The following is a 17,769-nucleotide window of genomic DNA, read 5'->3' as shown; positions in this document are numbered from 1 at the left end:
CCTGGAATGCAAATTTTAGTTGCGAAAGATGGAAAAATCGTGTATGATAAAAGCTTTGGAACACAAGATAAAAATTCTTCAAAAAAAGTGAAGTGGACAGATTTATACGATGTCGCTTCTGTAACAAAGGTGACGGCAACGTTGCCTTTGTTGATGTTGGAGGTTAACGAAGGAAAGCTAAACCTCGATCAAACAATTGGTGAAATTGATACCGACGCTAAAAATACGAACAAATCTTCTTTAAAAGTTCGTGAAGTTCTGGCGCATCAGGCTGGTCTAAAACCTTGGATTGGTTTTTACAATGAAACTGTAAATGTGAAAAATGCGCGTCTTTATTTGGATTTTTATTCACGAAAACAAGATGAGGAACATCAAATAAAAGTTACCGACAATATTTATATCATCAATTCTATAAAAGATACGATTTACGAAGATATTTACAAATCACCACTTGGTCGTAAGTCATACGAATATTCAGATTTAGGTTATTATATTTTCAAGAAGAAATTAGAAAAAGACTTCGGAAAAGATTTAAATCAACTGACGCAAGAAAAATTTTATCAAAATCTTGGAATGTATCGAACAACATATAATCCAAAGGAAAAATTTTCTTTAGAAGATATTATTCCAACGGAATATGATAAAACTTACAGAAATCAATTGGTGCATGGTTTTGTACACGATCAAGGCGCAGCGATGATGGGAGGGGTTGCTGGTCATGCAGGTTTGTTTTCTAACTCGATTGATTTAGCAAAACTGATGCAACTCTATCTGAATGGCGGCGAATATGGTGATGAGGTTTATTTAAAACCAGAAGTTGTTGCAGAATTTACGAAACAACAATTCAAAGGAAATCATCGTGGTGCAGGTTTTGATAAAATGCAACAAGTTTCGACGAAAGGTCCATCAGCTGAAAGTTTTGGTCATACAGGTTTTACTGGAACAATGGTTTGGGCTGATCCTAAATATAATATCGTTTATATTTTTCTTTCGAATCGTGTAAATGAAACAGTCGAACCAAATTATTTATCGATAAAAAAAGTGAGAGAAAATATTCGACAAGTAATTTATGACGCAATTTTACCTTAAATTTGTCTAAATAAAAATCGCGAATGAAAATAGGAATTGTATGCTATCCAACCTACGGAGGTAGTGGAATTGTAGCAACAGAACTGGGGATGGATTTAGCGGAAAAAGGTCATGAAGTACATTTTTTTAGCACAAATGTACCTGCAAGATTAAACATTAAATTACCAAATATATACTTTCATCGTATTCATGTTGAGACTTATCCATTGTTTCAATATCAACCATACGATTTGGCGTTAAGTACAATTTTATACGATAAAGTTTTACATTACGAATTAGATTTGGTGCATGTACATTACGCAATTCCGCATGCGTATGCAGCATATTTTACAAAACAAATGTTGGCAAGAAAAGGGTATAAGTTACCAATTGTGACAACATTGCACGGAACAGATATTACGTTAGTAGGAAAGCATCCTGTTTATAAAACTGCTGTTGAATTTTCAATCAATGAATCGGATGCGGTAACTTCAGTTTCTGAAAGTTTGAAACAAGATACCTTAAAAGCATTTGATATTACAAATGAAATCGAGGTTGTTCCAAATTTTATTGATAACGAGCAATATCTACCAGAAAAATGTGTGTGTTGTCGTAATAATTTTGCGCAACCAAAAGAGAAAGTTATTTTACATACCTCTAATTTAAGAAAGGTAAAACGTATAGAAGATGTTATCGGAGCATTTAATTTGATTCAGAAACAAATTCCGTCTAAATTGATTATTGCTGGAGAAGGTCCTGAATGGGATATGGCAGATCAAATGATTCAAGATTTTGGTATTCAAGATAAAGTGAAAAGTCTTGGAATGGTCAGTGATTTGAATGATGTATTGAAAGCAGCAGATTTATTCATTTTACCTTCCGAACAAGAAAGTTTTGGCTTGGCAGCGTTAGAAGCAATGGCAGCAAGTGTGCCTGTTATTTCATCGAATGCGGGAGGAATTCCGGAAGTAAACATTGATGGTGTAACTGGTTTTGTTTGTCCTGTTGGAGATGTAGAAATGATGGCTCAAAAAGCAATCTATATTTTAGAAGACGAAAAACGTTTGGCAGAATTTAGTCATCAGGCAAAAGAACAAGCTATACGATTTGATAAAACGAATATTCTTCCACAATATGAAGAATTATATCGTAAAGTAATCGCAAAATCTAAAATCGGGTAAATCCCGATTTTTTTTATTTATTCTCATTCAAAACCTTTATTGAAAAACTGACAATATATTTTATTGGCATAACGTTTGACTTATTTATACTCACTTTTCTAAACACTTTAATTAAGAACTATTATGTGGTTTTTCGGATTATAAGAAAAGTCAACGTCAGTTAAAAATAGTTTTACTGACACTTTGAACGTACAAAAAAATTATGAACATAGACAATTTGTCATTAGCACAAGTAATGGAAGAAGAAATAGAATTAATTCCTTTGATGAGTAAAGACGAAGAAAGTAAGCTAAATAAGCAAGATATTTCTTCGGTATTGCCTATTTTATCGTTAAGAAACACTGTCTTATTTCCTGGTGTTGTTGCGCCAATTACAGCAGGTAGAGATAAATCTATACAGCTTTTAACACAAGCTTACAAAGAAGATCGTATTATTGGAGTACTTTCACAGAAAGAAATTGCTGTCGAAGATCCTACACAAGACGATTTATATACAGTAGGAACTGTAGCGAAAATTATGCGAATGATAAAATTACCAGATGGAAATATCACGGTGATTTTACAAGGTATGAAACGCTTTAAAGTGAAAGAATTTGTAACGGACGATCCTTATTTTAAGGCTGAAGTTGAAATTTTGAATGAAAAAGTTCCGACTTCTCGTAACAAAGAATATCCAATTATTATTGAGTCAATTCGTGATTTAGCTTTTCAAATTGTAGAAGAAAATCCGATGTTGCCTTCAGAAGCAGCAGGAGCGATAAAAAGTATCGAAAGTAATACATTTCTAATCAACTTTGTGGCATCTAACTTAACGTTGAGTTTAGATGAAAAACAATTGTTGTTAGAAATTTCTGATATGAAACTTCGCGCAATGGAAGTGATGCGTTTTATGAATGTTGAGCTTCAGAAATTAGAGTTGAAAAATACCATTCAAAATAAAGTTCGCAAGGAATTAGATCAACAACAAAAAGAATATTTCTTAAATCAACAAATCAAATCTATTCAAGAAGAGTTAGGAGGGAATTCGACAGAAGAAGAAATCAATGAAATGCGCAAACGTGCTTTAACGAAAAGTTGGAGCGAAGATGTAGTCAATCATTTTGATAAAGAAATCAACCGTCTTTCTCGTCTTAATCCGCAAATGCCAGAGCATAATATTCAGCGTAATTATCTTGAATTTATGTTGGATTTACCTTGGAATACGTTGACGAAAGATAACTTTGATATCAAACATGCGAAGAAAATCTTAGATCACGATCATTATGGTTTAGAAGATGTGAAAGAACGTATTTTAGAACATCTTGCAGTCTTGAAATTGAAAGGAGATATGCGTTCGCCAATTCTTTGTTTATATGGTCCTCCAGGTGTTGGTAAAACATCGTTGGGTCGCTCTATATCAGATGCGATTGGTCGTAAATATGTACGTATGTCTTTGGGTGGTTTACACGACGAATCTGAGATTCGTGGTCATCGTAAAACGTATATTGGAGCAATGCCAGGTCGTATTTTGCAATCGATCAAAAAATCTGAATCATCGAATCCTGTTTTTGTATTAGATGAGATTGATAAAATGACTGCAAGTGCGCATGGTGATCCATCTTCTGCAATGTTAGAGGTTTTAGATCCTGAACAAAACTCGAATTTTTATGATAATTTCTTAGAAATTGGATACGATTTATCGAAAGTATTTTTCATTGCGACAGCCAATAATATTGGTGATATTCCAAGTCCTTTACGTGATCGTATGGAGATGATAAATATTGCAGGTTATACAATCGAAGAGAAAACGGAAATTGTAAAACGTCACCTTTTACCAAAACAATTGTTGGATCATGGTTTGAATGAAAAAGATGTTGTTTTAGGAAAAAAAGAAATCGAATATTTAATCACAGGTTATACGCGCGAATCGGGTGTTCGTAATCTTAACCAAAAAGTTGCAAAATTGGTTCGTTCAGCTGCTAAACATGTAGCTTTAGAGGAAGAATTTAATGCTAAATATTCAATCGAAGATATTTCGAAGATTTTAGGACCTTCTATCACACCAGATCAATATGAGAATAATGAGGTTCCTGGAGTTGTTGTAGGTTTAGCTTGGACTAGTGTTGGTGGAGATATTTTATTCATCGAATCTATTTTATCGAAAGCGAAAAATGGTGGACTTTCTATTACAGGAAATTTAGGAACTGTGATGAAAGAATCGGCGACAATTGCATTAGAATATATCAAATCGCATGCAGATGAATTAGGTATAAAACCAGAAGTTTTCGAGAATTATAAAGTTCATATTCACGTTCCAGAAGGAGCAACGCCAAAAGATGGGCCATCTGCCGGAATTACGATGTTGACGTCTTTGGTTTCGTCTTTTACACAACGAAAAGTAAAAGCGAAATTAGCAATGACAGGTGAGATTACACTTCGTGGAAAAGTATTACCAGTTGGCGGAATTAAAGAAAAGATTTTAGCGGCGAAACGTGCAAATATCAAAGAAATTATTTTGTGCGAAGACAACCGAAAAGATATCGAAGAAATTAAAGCAGAATACGTAAAAGGAATGACATTCCATTTCGTAAAAGAAATGAAAGAAGTCTTGGATATTGCTTTAACGAATCAAAAAGTAAAAGGAGCAAAGGTTTTAGATTAAACTGAAATCTTCTCAAAAACTAAAAAAGGAACTCAATTAGAGTTCTTTTTTTTTTGTATATTAATCAAATAATTAACTCTTTTATATGCGATTAAGTTTATTATTGTTTATACTATTCTTTTCTAAATTATGTTTGTCTCAAGTAGAAAATCAAACAAAAGTTTACTCAAGAGTTTCTAAAAATGATTCTTGGGGATTTATTGATAACAGAACAAAAGAAATAAAAATACCATTTGGTAAATATTCGTTCATGAATCCCATGGATCAAGAAAATATGATTCTTGCGAAGAAAGATGGTAAGGATGGTTATATTGATATTAATGATAATATTTTAATTCCTTTTATTTATGATGATTTGAGTGTTTTCTCTGATAAGGGTTTGGCTTTAGCTCAAATTAAAGATAAGTTCGGAGCAATAAATAGGAAAGGTGAAGTTGTAATTTCGTTTATTTATGAGCGCTTGGATTATTTTTATAAATCAGGTTTAGCAATAATTATAAAAAATGGGAAATATGGATTTATTAATAAAACAGCAAAAGAAATTATTCCTCCTATTTATACTTCTGTAAATCAGTCAATGAATGATAGTATTGTATTTGTAAAAAATAATGAAAAATGGGCAATTTTTAATAACCAAGGAAAACAATTAACTGATTTTATTTTTGATAATCAAGGAGAAGATATTATTATAGAACCTAAATATAAAAGTAAAGGAACAACGTATTTTATTGATGGAGCGATAAAGTTATCAAAGAATGGTAAAATAGGGTTTTTGAATAGAAACTTAGAAGAAGTTTTTGAATTTGGGAAATATGATAATATTTTAACATTTAATCAAAAAGGCTTTGCGATAGTTGAAGATAAGTTGAAGTTTGGTGTGATAGATTCTAAAGGAAAAATTGTAGTAGATATTATTTATGATTCCATTTCTAATGAAGAACCTTATACCAAAAAATTAGAAACATTTGTCGTTAAAAAAGATGGAAAATTAAAATTACTTACTGAAAATTTAATATCTGTTACGGGAGATAAATGGTTGAAAAATATTGAATATAAGAGTGGTGTTGTACAAGATGATAAATATGTTTTTTTGTTTAAAGTAGAAGATTTTAGCAATAAAATTGGTGTTTTGACATCTGATGGAAAAGAATATGTTAAAATAGAAAACGAAAATGTATTTTTAATTAATGATAACAAAACTGCTGTTTTAAAAAAAGATAATAAGATTAATATACAAAATACTAATCAAAATTTAGTGATTAAGACTGGTTTTACAGATTTTTATCATTCAACCAAAGATGGAAATATTATATTGAAAAAAGGAAAATTATTTGGAGTTGTAGACACTTTGGGAACTGTTATAATTCCACCAATTTATCAGGATATAGAAGCTGTTTACGATAGAAAAAATAATTTTATTGTGAAGAAAAATAATAAATTTGGAATCATAGATATTAATCAGAAAACAATTATTCCTTTAGAATATTCTTCTATTTCTAATTGGGTAGAATATGGACCAGATGAACACATTGTTTCTAAAAACGGATTATTTGGTTTAATAACTCGAGAAGGTCAGGTTTTAATTCCGACTATTTATAAAGACTTTCGTTATGCGAGTATTTATTTTTTTGTTAGTAAGCAAGGAAAATATGGTGTCGTAGATAAAAAGAATAATATAATAATACCTTTTGATTATGATGGGATGAAGTTTGATTGGGGTGATTTTTATTTTAATTATGAAAATAGATCAATTAGAGTTGCAGTTATAAAAAAGGGAAAGAGAATGTTAATTGACCTTAAAAATAATATTGTAAAAGATAATTTAACAAAAGAAGAATGGAATGAATTTTTTAAATATAATTAAAAAAAGGAACTCAATTTAGAGTTCCTTTTATGTTTATTTTATAAATAGTAATTTATTTTATTTTATAAGAAATTCCCCAGAAAACAGGCATATTAAACGGTCCGCTATATTTCCCGTAACCAGGAATAACCAAAGGATCAATTCCTTGATCTTTTTTACCTCCAATATACGCTGCAGGATGCAAAGATAATTCACCATAAAAATTCTTGAAAATCTCTACACGTCCACCAACAACAGCTTCTATCCAATAACTACTTACATTTGCTTTAGGTAAACTTCCGGTATCGATAATTTCATTTGATTGTAAATCACGAATCGCATAGCTATTAATTGTTTGCGAATATTTAGAATAGGCAATTCGTCCACCAATGTAAATTCCGTTCGATTGATTTTCGACATCTTGTGTCACAAACCAATTTGCACCAACTTTTGCGAAAACACCGTCAACATCTACATCCCAATTGATTTCATTGAAATTATTTTTCTCGAAACCAGCTTCTACAACTGCATGCCATTTATTATTAATTTGATAAGAAGCAAAAGCGCTAACTCCTTTTTTATCATTAAAAGCTGTAACAATAGGATTGAAAACGTCTATACCAATAAAAATATCATGATTTTTTTTCTTTGGGATAGAATCTGTAACCGAGACTTTTGTTGAGTCAGTTTTATTTACTTGCGCAAAAGCAAAACTAGTTGCGCTCGTCAGCAAAAAGCTTAATAACAGTTGTCGAACCATCTTTTATTTCAGTATTTACAGTTTCTATTTCTTTAATCCAATTATTAGTCACCAATTTCACATTCGCACCTTGAAAAGTTAACCCAAAACCACATGCTTTAGATGTATAGGTATTTCCTATTGTATCATATGTTAAAATCAAACGATCTCGTTTTGCATAAATTGTTCGGATCACTTGATTGTTATTCGTTGGGTCTGTAATCGGAACATCTCTACCTCTTGCTACAGTATAATAAATTTCTTTTTTCTTATTATTACGGATCGGAGCAGCAAAAGAAGATTTCATATTTACAGAACCTTGGTCAATTAATACAGTATCTTTACTTGTTCCAGTTGGGATAGAATCTTTTAGAACATAAGCCCAATAGAAAATTGTATCTTCTAATTTTGTTGTTTTATCAATATTATAATACATGTCAACAACCATACGTGGCACTTCGCCTTCGTCTGTACAAATGTCATCATCTTCGCAACTATAGATAACAAAACTTGTTAAAATGGCGATGATTGAAAAGGATAAGATGGTTTGAAATTTTTTCATTTTCAAGGATTGAATTTTAAATTCGCTCTAAAAGTACAATATTTTCTACATGATGTGTTTGTGGAAACATATCAACTGGCTGAACTTTAACAATTTTATATTGATCTTTCATCAATTCTAAATCTCTTGCTTGTGTTGCAGAGTTACAAGAAACGTAAACAATGCGTTTAGGATTCATGAACAAAATATTTTCAACCACTTTTTTATGCATTCCATCACGTGGAGGATCAGTAATCAGAACATCTGGAATTCCATGTTCGTTGATAAAATCTTGATTCAAGACATCTTTCATATCACCACAATAGAAATCACAATTTTCAATACCATTGAATTTTGCTGCAGCTTTTGCCGCATCAATAGCTTCTTGAACAGATTCTACACCAACTACTTTTTTGGCATTTTTCGAAACGAATTGTGCAATTGTTCCTGTACCTGTATATAAATCGTAAACTAATTCATTTCCTGTTAAACCAGCAAAATCACGCGTTAATTTGTATAATTCGTATGCTTGTTCTGGATTTGTTTGATAAAAAGATTTTGGACCAATTTTGAAATTCAAATCTTCCATCTTTTCCATGATATGATCCTCCCCAGCAAAAACTTCAATATCTAAATCATAAACAGAATCGTTTTGCTTTGGATTAATCGCGTATAATAATGATGTAATTTCAGGGAATTTATCTTTTAAGTTTTGTAAGAAAGCTTCACGATTCTCTTTTTCTTCGCGGAAAAATTGAACTAAAACCATTACTTGCCCATTTTGAGAAGTTCTGATCATTAACGTTCTCAATAAACCTTCTTGATTTTTTAAATCGAAGAAATCTAAGTTATGTTCTAATGCAAAACGTTTTGCTTCGACACGAATCGCATTCGAAGGATCACGTTGTAAATGACATTTCGTAACATCTAAAACTTTAGACCAAGCTCCAGGGATATGAAATCCTACTACATCACGGTTATCAAACTCTTTTCCAGATTGAATTTCCTCTAATGTTAACCAACGTGCATTAGAGAAAGTAAATTCTAATTTGTTGCGGTAAAAATATTTTTCTTTAGATCCTAAAATAGGAACAATTTCAGCTTCTAAATCTTTGAAACCTCCAATACGAACTAAATTATTAACCACTTCGTCGTGTTTAAATTTAAGTTGGGCATCGTAGCTCATATCTTGCCATTTACATCCGCCACAAACACCGAAATGCTCACATTCTGGCTGAACACGATAAGGAGATTTTGTATGAATTTCTATCGCTTGTCCTTCTAAATAGCTGCTTTTTTTCTTCAAAACGTGTACATCTACAACATCTCCAGGAATCGCACCTTTTATCAGAACAGTTTTACCTTCCTCTGTTTTACCAACCGATACACCTTTTGCACCAGCACGTAAAACTTCTATATTATTTAATATGATTTTTTGCTTTGCTTTTCTTGACATTTTGCAAAGGTAAGGAAGTCCCCGAAATATTCAATTTTTTATCCTTTTAGTAATTAAAACTTTGTTTAATTATTTTATAATTAATTTTAAATAATTAAATCTATAGGTTTTATAGATTATTATTTTGTTTAATAAATTTATTTAGAATATTTTTCTTAAAATAACACGTAAATTAGGTTTGTTATTTAAATTATTCTGTATATAGTGCTTATTTAGAAAAATAGTATAATTTTGAATTGTATTAATAAGCAGAAATGAAAGAATATAAATTCAAGAGTTTAACGTGTATGATTCATCTTTTTTAAGAGAAGTATATTGTTAAAATTGAATAAAATATATTAAAAAACTCCTTTTATGATTGAGGAGTTTTTATTTGTTAAAAAATTAAGTTAGAAAAGAATGTCAAGTCAAGAAAAAAATTATTTAAATCAATTAGAAGACGAAGCTATCTATATTTTGAGAGAGACTGCTGCTCAGTTTGAACGTCCTGCTTTGCTTTTTTCGGGTGGTAAAGATTCAATTGTTTTGATTCATTTAGCATTGAAAGCTTTTCGTCCAGGAAAGTTTCCCTTTCCTTTAGTTCATGTTGATACAGGTCATAATTTCGCAGAAGCAATTCAGTTTCGTGATTATTTAGTTGATAAAATTGGAGAAAAATTGATAATAGCTTCTGTAGAGGATGCAATTAAAAAATATAATTTAAAAGAAACAGCTGGTCGTTTTCCTTCGCGTAATGCTTTACAAACGTATGCATTGTTAGATGTGATTGAAGAAAATGAATTTGATGCATGTATTGGTGGAGCACGTCGTGATGAGGAAAAGGCACGCGCAAAAGAACGTGTGTTCTCTGTTCGTGATGATTTTGGTCAGTGGGATCCGAAATTACAACGTCCAGAATTGTGGAATATCTTAAACGGACGAATTGAAAAGGGACATAATGTTCGTGTTTTTCCAATAAGTAATTGGACAGAGTTGGATGTTTGGAATTACATCAAACATAATAATATTGAATTGCCAAACTTGTATTTTGCTCATGATAGAGAAGTTATTGTTTACAACGATAAATTGATTGCGACGTCAGATTTTATCAAACCAAATGCAGATGATGAAGTAAGAATAGAAAAAGTACGTTATAGAACGGTTGGTGACATGACATGTACAGCTGCTGTACCATCCAATTCATCTACTATTGATGATATTATTACAGATATTATTAATACGAGAATTAGCGAAAGAGGACAAACTCGATTGGATGATCAATTGTCAGAATCAGCGATGGAAGATCGAAAAAAGCAAGGTTATTTCTAAATCAAAATTTTTTTAAACAAAACTCTATAAAAACTATAGGTATTAAGTAGTATAAAAATGAACACACTAAAATTTATAACAGCAGGGAATGTAGACGATGGTAAAAGTACTTTGATTGGTCGTTTACTTTACGATTCTAATAGTATTCACACCGATCAATTGGGTGTTTTAGAAAAACGTAAATCCAATGATGAAGACGAAATCGATTTGTCATTGATTACCGATGGTTTGCGTGCTGAGCGCGAGCAAGGAATTACGATAGATGTGGCGTACAAATATTTTTCGACTGCAAAACGCAAATTTATCATTGCAGATGCGCCTGGACATGAGCAATATACTCGGAATATGATTACTGGAGCTTCAAATTCAGAATTGATTATTATTCTAGTTGATGCCCGAAAAGGAATTACAGCTCAAACGAAACGTCATGCGAGTATTGGTTCGTTGATGGGAATTAAAAAAGCAATTATTGCGATCAATAAAATTGATTTGGTTAATTACTCGCAAGAAATTTTTGAATCGATTAAAACCAATTTTCAAGAAATTCAAAATCAATTGAATTACGATGAAGTGTCTTTTATTCCAGTTTCGGCTTTAGTTGGAGACAATGTTGTGGATAAATCAACAAATACACCTTGGTATAATGGTAAAACTTTGTTGCATACGTTAGAAACAATCGAAATTAAAACAAATCATCATCTACCAGCCCGTTTTCAGGTGCAATGGGTTATTCGTCCGAAAGATGAAGAACACCATGACTACAGAGGTTATGCGGGACAAATTTTGAGCGGAAGTTACAAAATTGGTGATGCAATAAAAGTTTTCCCATCTCATATAGAATCTAAAATCGTGAAAATTGAACGTCATTTGGAAGAAGTAAATGAAGCTTTTGCCGGAGAAAATGTCGTGATTCACCTCGAAAATAATATTGATATCAGTCGTGGAGATTCTATTATAAAAGTAATCGAAGACTTGAAATCGACAAATGAACCAAGTGCATGGATTTGTTGGTTGGATCATACCGCTTTACAACAAGGTAAAACATATATTTTACAACATCGTTTTCATTCGGTTCGAACAAAAATCAAAGCAATTCAACAACAATGGGATATTAATAATTGGGAATTTATTCCTTCAGAAGAAATCAAACTGAATGATATCGGACAAGTGGTACTCAAAACCAATCAACCTTTATTTTTTGATGCTTTCGAAGATAATATTTCGACAGGAAATGCCATTTTAATTGATGAAACGACAAAAAATACAGTCGCAGCTTTGATGTTTTTGTAAAAATATTATCTCAAAAAAAATCATTCTAAATCATACATAAATAGTCAACACATGCAAACAACTATAGGAAAAGTAATTTTGGCTGGTGCTGGTCCAGGAGATCCAGAATTAGTTACACTCAAAACATTAAATTATATCAAAATCGCTGATGTTATCTTAACAGATCGTTTGGTTTCTCCAGTTTTAATTGATGAATATGCTTCGAAAGAATCAATTGTCATTTACGTCGGAAAACAATGTTCGAAAGGAATTCATACACCACAAAAAGATATTAATGGGTTGATGGTTGAGTTTGCAATGCAAGGAAAATTAGTTGTTCGCCTAAAAGGTGGCGATGCATCACTTTTTTCTAATATTTTGGATGAATTAGAAACATTGAAACAACATCAAATTTCGTACGAAATTATACCAGGAATTTCGGCTGCATTTGGTTCGGCTGCTTATACTGGAATTCCTTTGACGGCAAGAAATTATGCAAAAGGTTTGCGTTTGTTAACACTTTGTGATTTGAAAAATGTAAAACAAAATCAATGGATGGATTGGTCAACAACCGAAGATACTTTAGTGTTTTACATGAGTGGACAACGATTGCAAACATTGGTTGAACAGTTAATTGCAAATGGAATTGATTTGACAAAAGGTTTAGCTGTTGTACAACAAGCGACGACTCCCGATCAAAAAACAACTGTTTTTACGTTCGAGAATATTGCGGAAAACCAATTACCAACCTTCGATTTTGTTCCAACTTTGATTATCGTTGGTCATGTTGTCAATCTTCATCAATCGTTTGCATGGATTGATGAACAACAAACGTCTAATTCGTATTTCGATAACCACAAAACAACAATTTCCTATGCTAGCTAACGAAAAATTGACTTTAGTAAAAAATCTGGTTAGAGATTTATCTCGAGATGAAATTATTTGGACGAATGGTTATTTAGCGGGATTGGTTGCAAGTAATTTAGAAGAAGAAACAAAAGAAGAAACGAAATTAACTTCGATAAAACCTACAATTATTTATGGAACTGAAACAGGAAATGCGAAGAAATTAGCAACGCAATTGCAAAGTATTTTCAAGAAAAATAAAATTCAAGCAAAAGCGATTGATGCATTTCAATATCCATTAGAAAAAATTGAAAAAGAAGAGTTTATTGTGTTGATTTTTAGTACGCAAGGCGACGGTGATTTACCTCAGAATGCACAAAAATTCTATGATAATCTAAATAATTTGGACATCAAATTGAGCAATACAAAATTTGCTGTTTTTGGTTTGGGTGACACATCATATCCATTTTTTTGCAAATCAGGAGAAGACATCGATTTATTGTTTCAGAAATTAGACGCAAATCGAGTTTTAGATGTGATAAAAGCCGATTTGGATTACCAATATTTAGCTGAAAATTGGTTTCAGAATTTAGTGAAAATCGTTCAAAATACAGGTTCAACTGTTCAAATTCAATCAAAGAATGAATCGACGATTTCTACTCATAAAAAATCTTATCAAGGCGTTGTAAAACATAAAGTGATTTTGAATGATAGAGGTTCTAAAAAAGAAACTTATCACATCGAAATTGAGTTAGATGAACAAGTTGATTACGAACCAGGAGACGCTTTAGGTTTGTATCCAAAAAATAACGAAAAAGAAACAATTCAAATTGCAACAATTTTCGGAGAAGAAAATCGTGCAAGCGAATTAGAAATTAAAAATATAAGAGGCCTAACTAAAAAGTCAATCGAACAATTGAGTGAAATTTTGAAGACTGAAATTTCAGAAACAAAAGCTGATTTAATTGATTTATTGAATAAATACTATACTGTTGATTTAGGATTAAAATTAGATGATATTTTATCTATTTTACATTCAGTATCTCCACGATTATATTCAATTTCATCTTCAAATGAAGCGCATGAAAATCAAATTCATTTAACGGTTAGCTTGAATACTTTTCAGGTAGATAATAATCAAAAAACAGGTTTGTGTTCTCAGTTTTTAGCCGATTTTGAAATTAATCAATCAATTGATTTTTATATTCATAAGAATAAAAATTTCAAACTTCCAGAAGAAGATCAAGCTGTCATAATGATTGGTCCGGGAACAGGAATTGCGCCTTTCCGTAGTTTTTTAGCACATCGAGATGCAATTGGTGCAGAAGGTAAAAACTGGTTGTTTTTTGGAGAACAACATTTTGTGTCGGATTTCTATTATCAAACGGATATTCAAGAATGGCTTTCAACAGGAGTTCTGAATCAGTTGGATACAGCTTTTTCGCGTGATCAAAAACAAAAGATTTATGTTCAAGATCGTGTGAAAGAAAAAGGAAAAGAAGTGTACAATTGGCTGAAAGATGGTGCTTATTTATACATCTGTGGACAAAAAGATGGGATGAGTACAGATGTCGAAAATACGTTGTTGGAATTAATTGCACAAGAAGCCAATAACGATGAAATTTTTGCACGAGATTTTTTAGAAAAATTAGAAGAAGAGGGTCGTTATCAAAAAGATGTCTACTAAAATACAACAAGCAAAATGAGCGAAGAAAAATTATCTCCTATTGAAGAAATTAAAATAAAAAGTGACGGTTTACGTGGAACGTTAAAAGAAAGTATCGAGTTAGATAATCATACTGGTAATGTGCGTTCTGACGATGAAGCATTGGTGAAATTTCACGGAATGTATGTGCAAGATGATCGCGATAGAAGAGAGGAAAGAGCACAGAGAAAGTTGGATAAATTGTATTCGTTTATGATTCGTTTGCGTATTCCGGGTGGAATTATTGATGCAGACAAATGGTTAGCGATTCATGAAACTTCCGAAGAATACGGAACTGGAGTTTTGAAAATAACAACACGTCAAACGATTCAATTACATGGAATTTTGAAACACGAATTACGTCCAACATTGCAATCGATCGATCAAGCGAAGTTAGATTCCATCGCTGCTTGTGGAGATGTTAATCGAAATGTAATTGTAAGTTCACATCCTTTGGTTTCGCCAATTCATGCTCAAATTCATGCGTATGCAGACAAATTATCAAAACATCTTTTGCCTAAAACACAGGCGTATTATGAAATTTTTGTAGACAGTGAAAAAATTTATGAACGCGAAACAGAACAAGATGATTTGTACGAAGACCGCTATTTGCCTCGAAAATTTAAGATTGCAATTGCTATTCCTCCAACAAATGATGTAGACGTTTTTGCGAACGATTTAGGATTAATTGCCATTATCGAAAATGATGAACTGAAAGGTTTCAATATCGCTGTAGGAGGAGGGTTATCGACAACTCATGGTAATCCAAATACCTATTCGAGATTGGCGACAGAGATTGGTTTTGTAGACTCGGAAGAAAAAGTATTGAAAGTTGCTTATGAAGTATTGACTATTCAACGTGATTATGGAAATCGAGGTGATCGAAAATTAGCTCGTCTGAAATATACAGTGGATAAATTAACGGTAGATGGTTTCAAAAAAGAATTAGAAAAACGAATTGGTTTTGATCTCGAACCAGCTAAATCTTATGAGTTTACAGAACGTTCGGATAATTATGATTGGCATCAAGTGAATAACGGAATGTGGTATTATACACTTTTTGTAGAAAATGGTGTTGTACAGCCAAATCAAAAAGATTTTTTGTACGAATTAGCTCAATTGAAAATCAATAACTTCATTTTTACAGCTAATCAAAACTTATTATTAGGTGAAATTTCGACCGAAAATAAAGCTAAAATCGAAGATTTAATCGAAAAATATTCAATCCATAAAAATATTAGTGAGTTAAGAAAAAACTCGATGGCTTGTGTGGCTTTACCAACTTGTCCGCTTGCTTTGGCAGAGGCGCAACGTTATTTACCAGAATTGGTGACGAAAATAGAACCACTTTTAGAGAAACATCAGCTGCAAAATGATGACATTACGATTCGTATGACGGGTTGTCCCAATGGTTGTGGACGTTCGTATGTTTCGGAAGTTGGTTTTGTCGGAACTTCACTTGGTCATTACAATTTGATGTTAGGTGGCGATCGATATGGTGTTCGATTAAATCAATTGTATAAAGAAAAATTAGATGAATCAGAGATTTTGAAAGAATTGGATATCGTTTTTGGAAGTTATAAACAAGACAAATTAGAGAACGAAACATTTGGCGATTTTGCTTTTCGAAAGTATTTCTCAGTTAATTAGGACAACATTTTAAAAAAATTCATGAAAAATAATTTATTTCCGATATTTTTAAAAACAGAACATTTGCGATTTCTTGTTGTAGGTGGTGGAAGTGTAGGGTTAGAAAAGGTTTCGACGCTTATTAAACAAAATCCTTTGGTCAATTTAAAAGTTATTGCAAAAGAATTTAAACAAGAATTAAATGACCTTTTTGTTCAGTATCCGCATATTGAATATGAAAAACATGCATTTCAATCTGATGATTTAGATGATGTTGATTTGGTTATTGTTGCAACAGACAATAAACTGACAACGCAAGAAGTAAAACAAAAAGCAAATGCAAAGGGAATTTTAGTTAATGCGGCTGATCAACCAGAATATTGCGATTTTTATTTAGGTTCTATTGTAAATAAAGGACATCTTAAAATAGCTATTTCTACAAATGGACAATCTCCTGTAATGGCAAGACGTTTGCGCGAATATTTTACTGATATTATTCCAGATTCTATTGATGAAAATATCGAGGATTTAAATTCAATCCGAAATAATCACAAAGGAGATTTTAGTCAAAAATTAAACGATTTGAATCAATTAACTTCTTCATTTGAAGGTAAAAAATCGACAAAAAAATACAAACGATTGGTAACTGAAATTACACTTGTTTTCTTCGCTTTATTCGTTGGTTATGCGTTATCATCTATAGTAAGTTTTTCAGAGGCAAAAGATTTTGTGGTTCATATTCCAAATGTTTTTTATATCATGTTAGCAGTTGGTTTTTTTGCTCAAATGGTCGATGGGGCAGTTGGTTTGGGATATGGCGTTACGTGTTCTACAAGTATGATGTTATTTGGGGTTAATTTACCATCAATTAGTGGAAGTATACATACAGCAGAAATGTTTTCGAGTGGAATCAGTGGTTTTTCACATTATAAATTTGGAAATGTAAACAAAAAATTATTGTTAGCCTTGGCAATTCCTGGTGTTATTGGCGCTGTTTCGGGTTCGTTGTTATTGGTCTATTTGGGAAATAAATACGAGATCATTACTTACGCTATTTTAGCAACTTATACATTAATTATCGGAATTAGATTAATTATTCTAGCTTTCAGAAAAAAAATAGAACGAAAAAAAGTTAAACGAGTTGGTTTTCTTGGATTTGCAGGAGGATTTTTAGATGCTTTTGGCGGCGGTGGCTGGGGACCAGTTGTAACTTCTACTTTATTAGCAAAAGGAAAAAAATCGAATTATGTTGTTGGGACAGTTAGTTTGGCAGAATTTTTTGTAACCTTATCAGCATCCTTAACTTTTTTCGCTGCGCTTGGTGTTAGTCATGGTTTTATTATTGCAGGTTTAATTCTTGGTGGAGCAATTGCTGCTCCAATAGCAGCAAAACTAGCAGGGAAAATTCCTCAAAAAATAGCCATTTTAGCTGTAGCATTTTTAGTAATTACATTTAGTATTCGTATTCTTTTTAAAATTTTCTAAATTTTCTATATCATTTCTAACAATCAAAACACTCTTCATCTCGCATGTTGAGTGTTTT

General features: G+C 31.8%; 13 protein-coding genes. 10 read left to right on the top strand and 3 right to left on the bottom strand.

Going from position 1 to position 17,769, the window contains the following annotated elements; all coding sequences use genetic code 11:
* Positions 1-6: 6 nt before the first annotated feature.
* The 4 genes from AC2I98_RS05710 (at position 7) to AC2I98_RS05695 (ending at position 6,754) form a co-directional block, all read left to right on the top strand.
* A complete protein-coding gene (locus AC2I98_RS05710) occupies positions 7-1,089 on the top strand; it encodes a serine hydrolase domain-containing protein (protein ID WP_486413664.1) in 1,083 nt (360 codons plus the stop codon).
* Positions 1,090-1,112: 23 nt separating this feature from the next.
* Positions 1,113-2,249, top strand: a complete 1,137-nt coding sequence (gene bshA / locus AC2I98_RS05705) for an N-acetyl-alpha-D-glucosaminyl L-malate synthase BshA (RefSeq protein WP_486413663.1) — start codon at positions 1,113-1,115, stop codon at positions 2,247-2,249.
* 202 nt (positions 2,250-2,451) lie between these two features.
* Positions 2,452-4,890, top strand: a complete 2,439-nt coding sequence (gene lon, locus AC2I98_RS05700; protein ID WP_486413662.1) for an endopeptidase La — start codon at positions 2,452-2,454, stop codon at positions 4,888-4,890.
* An 85-nt stretch (positions 4,891-4,975) separates the two neighbouring features.
* Positions 4,976-6,754, top strand: coding sequence for a WG repeat-containing protein (locus tag AC2I98_RS05695; RefSeq protein ID WP_486413661.1), 1,779 nt, complete (start codon positions 4,976-4,978; stop codon positions 6,752-6,754).
* A 52-nt stretch (positions 6,755-6,806) separates the two neighbouring features.
* Here AC2I98_RS05695 and AC2I98_RS05690 read toward each other — a convergent pair whose 3' ends face one another.
* The 3 genes from AC2I98_RS05690 to rlmD are packed head-to-tail and all read right to left on the bottom strand — an operon-like array spanning position 6,807 to position 9,469.
* Complete coding sequence (locus AC2I98_RS05690) at positions 6,807-7,493, bottom strand: DUF6048 family protein (protein WP_486413660.1); 687 nt, start codon at positions 7,491-7,493, stop codon at positions 6,807-6,809.
* A complete protein-coding gene (locus AC2I98_RS05685) occupies positions 7,447-8,034 on the bottom strand; it encodes a DUF6452 family protein (RefSeq protein ID WP_486413659.1) in 588 nt (195 codons plus the stop codon). The genes AC2I98_RS05690 and AC2I98_RS05685 overlap by 47 nt, the downstream gene beginning before the upstream one ends.
* A gap of 16 nt (positions 8,035-8,050) precedes the next feature.
* Positions 8,051-9,469 (bottom strand): 23S rRNA (uracil(1939)-C(5))-methyltransferase RlmD, encoded by a 1,419-nt coding sequence (gene rlmD / locus AC2I98_RS05680; RefSeq protein ID WP_486413658.1) that lies wholly within the window; start codon positions 9,467-9,469, stop codon positions 8,051-8,053.
* Positions 9,470-9,868: 399 nt separating this feature from the next.
* Between rlmD and cysD the strand changes: the two genes are divergently transcribed.
* From cysD to AC2I98_RS05650, 6 genes are read left to right on the top strand one after another with little or no spacing between them, the layout of a single operon-like run.
* Positions 9,869-10,777 (top strand): sulfate adenylyltransferase subunit CysD, encoded by a 909-nt coding sequence (gene cysD, locus AC2I98_RS05675; RefSeq protein ID WP_486413657.1) that lies wholly within the window; start codon positions 9,869-9,871, stop codon positions 10,775-10,777.
* A gap of 57 nt (positions 10,778-10,834) precedes the next feature.
* A complete protein-coding gene (locus tag AC2I98_RS05670; protein ID WP_486413656.1) occupies positions 10,835-12,067 on the top strand; it encodes a sulfate adenylyltransferase subunit 1 in 1,233 nt (410 codons plus the stop codon).
* 51 nt (positions 12,068-12,118) lie between these two features.
* Complete coding sequence (gene cobA, locus AC2I98_RS05665) at positions 12,119-12,931, top strand: uroporphyrinogen-III C-methyltransferase (protein WP_486413655.1); 813 nt, start codon at positions 12,119-12,121, stop codon at positions 12,929-12,931.
* Entirely contained in the window at positions 12,921-14,579 is a 1,659-nt protein-coding gene (locus AC2I98_RS05660) for a diflavin oxidoreductase (protein ID WP_486413654.1), read from the top strand. Before cobA ends, AC2I98_RS05660 begins: the two co-directional genes overlap by 11 nt.
* Before the next feature lie 15 nt (positions 14,580-14,594).
* On the top strand, positions 14,595-16,247 hold the full coding sequence (locus AC2I98_RS05655; RefSeq protein ID WP_486413653.1) for an NADPH-dependent assimilatory sulfite reductase hemoprotein subunit: 1,653 nt from the start codon (positions 14,595-14,597) through the stop codon (positions 16,245-16,247).
* A gap of 21 nt (positions 16,248-16,268) precedes the next feature.
* Positions 16,269-17,711, top strand: a complete 1,443-nt coding sequence (locus tag AC2I98_RS05650) for a TSUP family transporter (protein ID WP_486413652.1) — start codon at positions 16,269-16,271, stop codon at positions 17,709-17,711.
* The last annotated feature ends 58 nt before the right edge of the window (positions 17,712-17,769 follow it).

The organism is Empedobacter sp. EJD.6dd (assembly GCF_057369435.1).
This window is presented reverse-complemented; position numbering and strand designations above follow the sequence as displayed.

Bases quoted from the DNA above. Each gene is read 5' to 3' on its own strand.
- AC2I98_RS05655 (WP_486413653.1), top strand. From the start codon at position 14,595: ATGAGCGAAGAAAAATTATCTCCTATTGAAGAAATTAAAATAAAAAGT.
- AC2I98_RS05670 (WP_486413656.1), top strand. From the start codon at position 10,835: ATGAACACACTAAAATTTATAACAGCAGGGAATGTAGACGATGGTAAA.
- AC2I98_RS05650 (WP_486413652.1), top strand. From the start codon at position 16,269: ATGAAAAATAATTTATTTCCGATATTTTTAAAAACAGAACATTTGCGA.
- AC2I98_RS05685 (WP_486413659.1), bottom strand. From the start codon at position 8,034: ATGAAAAAATTTCAAACCATCTTATCCTTTTCAATCATCGCCATTTTA.
- AC2I98_RS05690 (WP_486413660.1), bottom strand. From the start codon at position 7,493: ATGGTTCGACAACTGTTATTAAGCTTTTTGCTGACGAGCGCAACTAGT.
- rlmD (WP_486413658.1), bottom strand. From the start codon at position 9,469: ATGTCAAGAAAAGCAAAGCAAAAAATCATATTAAATAATATAGAAGTT.
- AC2I98_RS05695 (WP_486413661.1), top strand. From the start codon at position 4,976: ATGCGATTAAGTTTATTATTGTTTATACTATTCTTTTCTAAATTATGT.
- AC2I98_RS05710 (WP_486413664.1), top strand. From the start codon at position 7: ATGCAAATTTTAGTTGCGAAAGATGGAAAAATCGTGTATGATAAAAGC.
- cobA (WP_486413655.1), top strand. From the start codon at position 12,119: ATGCAAACAACTATAGGAAAAGTAATTTTGGCTGGTGCTGGTCCAGGA.
- bshA (WP_486413663.1), top strand. From the start codon at position 1,113: ATGAAAATAGGAATTGTATGCTATCCAACCTACGGAGGTAGTGGAATT.
- lon (WP_486413662.1), top strand. From the start codon at position 2,452: ATGAACATAGACAATTTGTCATTAGCACAAGTAATGGAAGAAGAAATA.
- AC2I98_RS05660 (WP_486413654.1), top strand. From the start codon at position 12,921: ATGCTAGCTAACGAAAAATTGACTTTAGTAAAAAATCTGGTTAGAGAT.
- cysD (WP_486413657.1), top strand. From the start codon at position 9,869: ATGTCAAGTCAAGAAAAAAATTATTTAAATCAATTAGAAGACGAAGCT.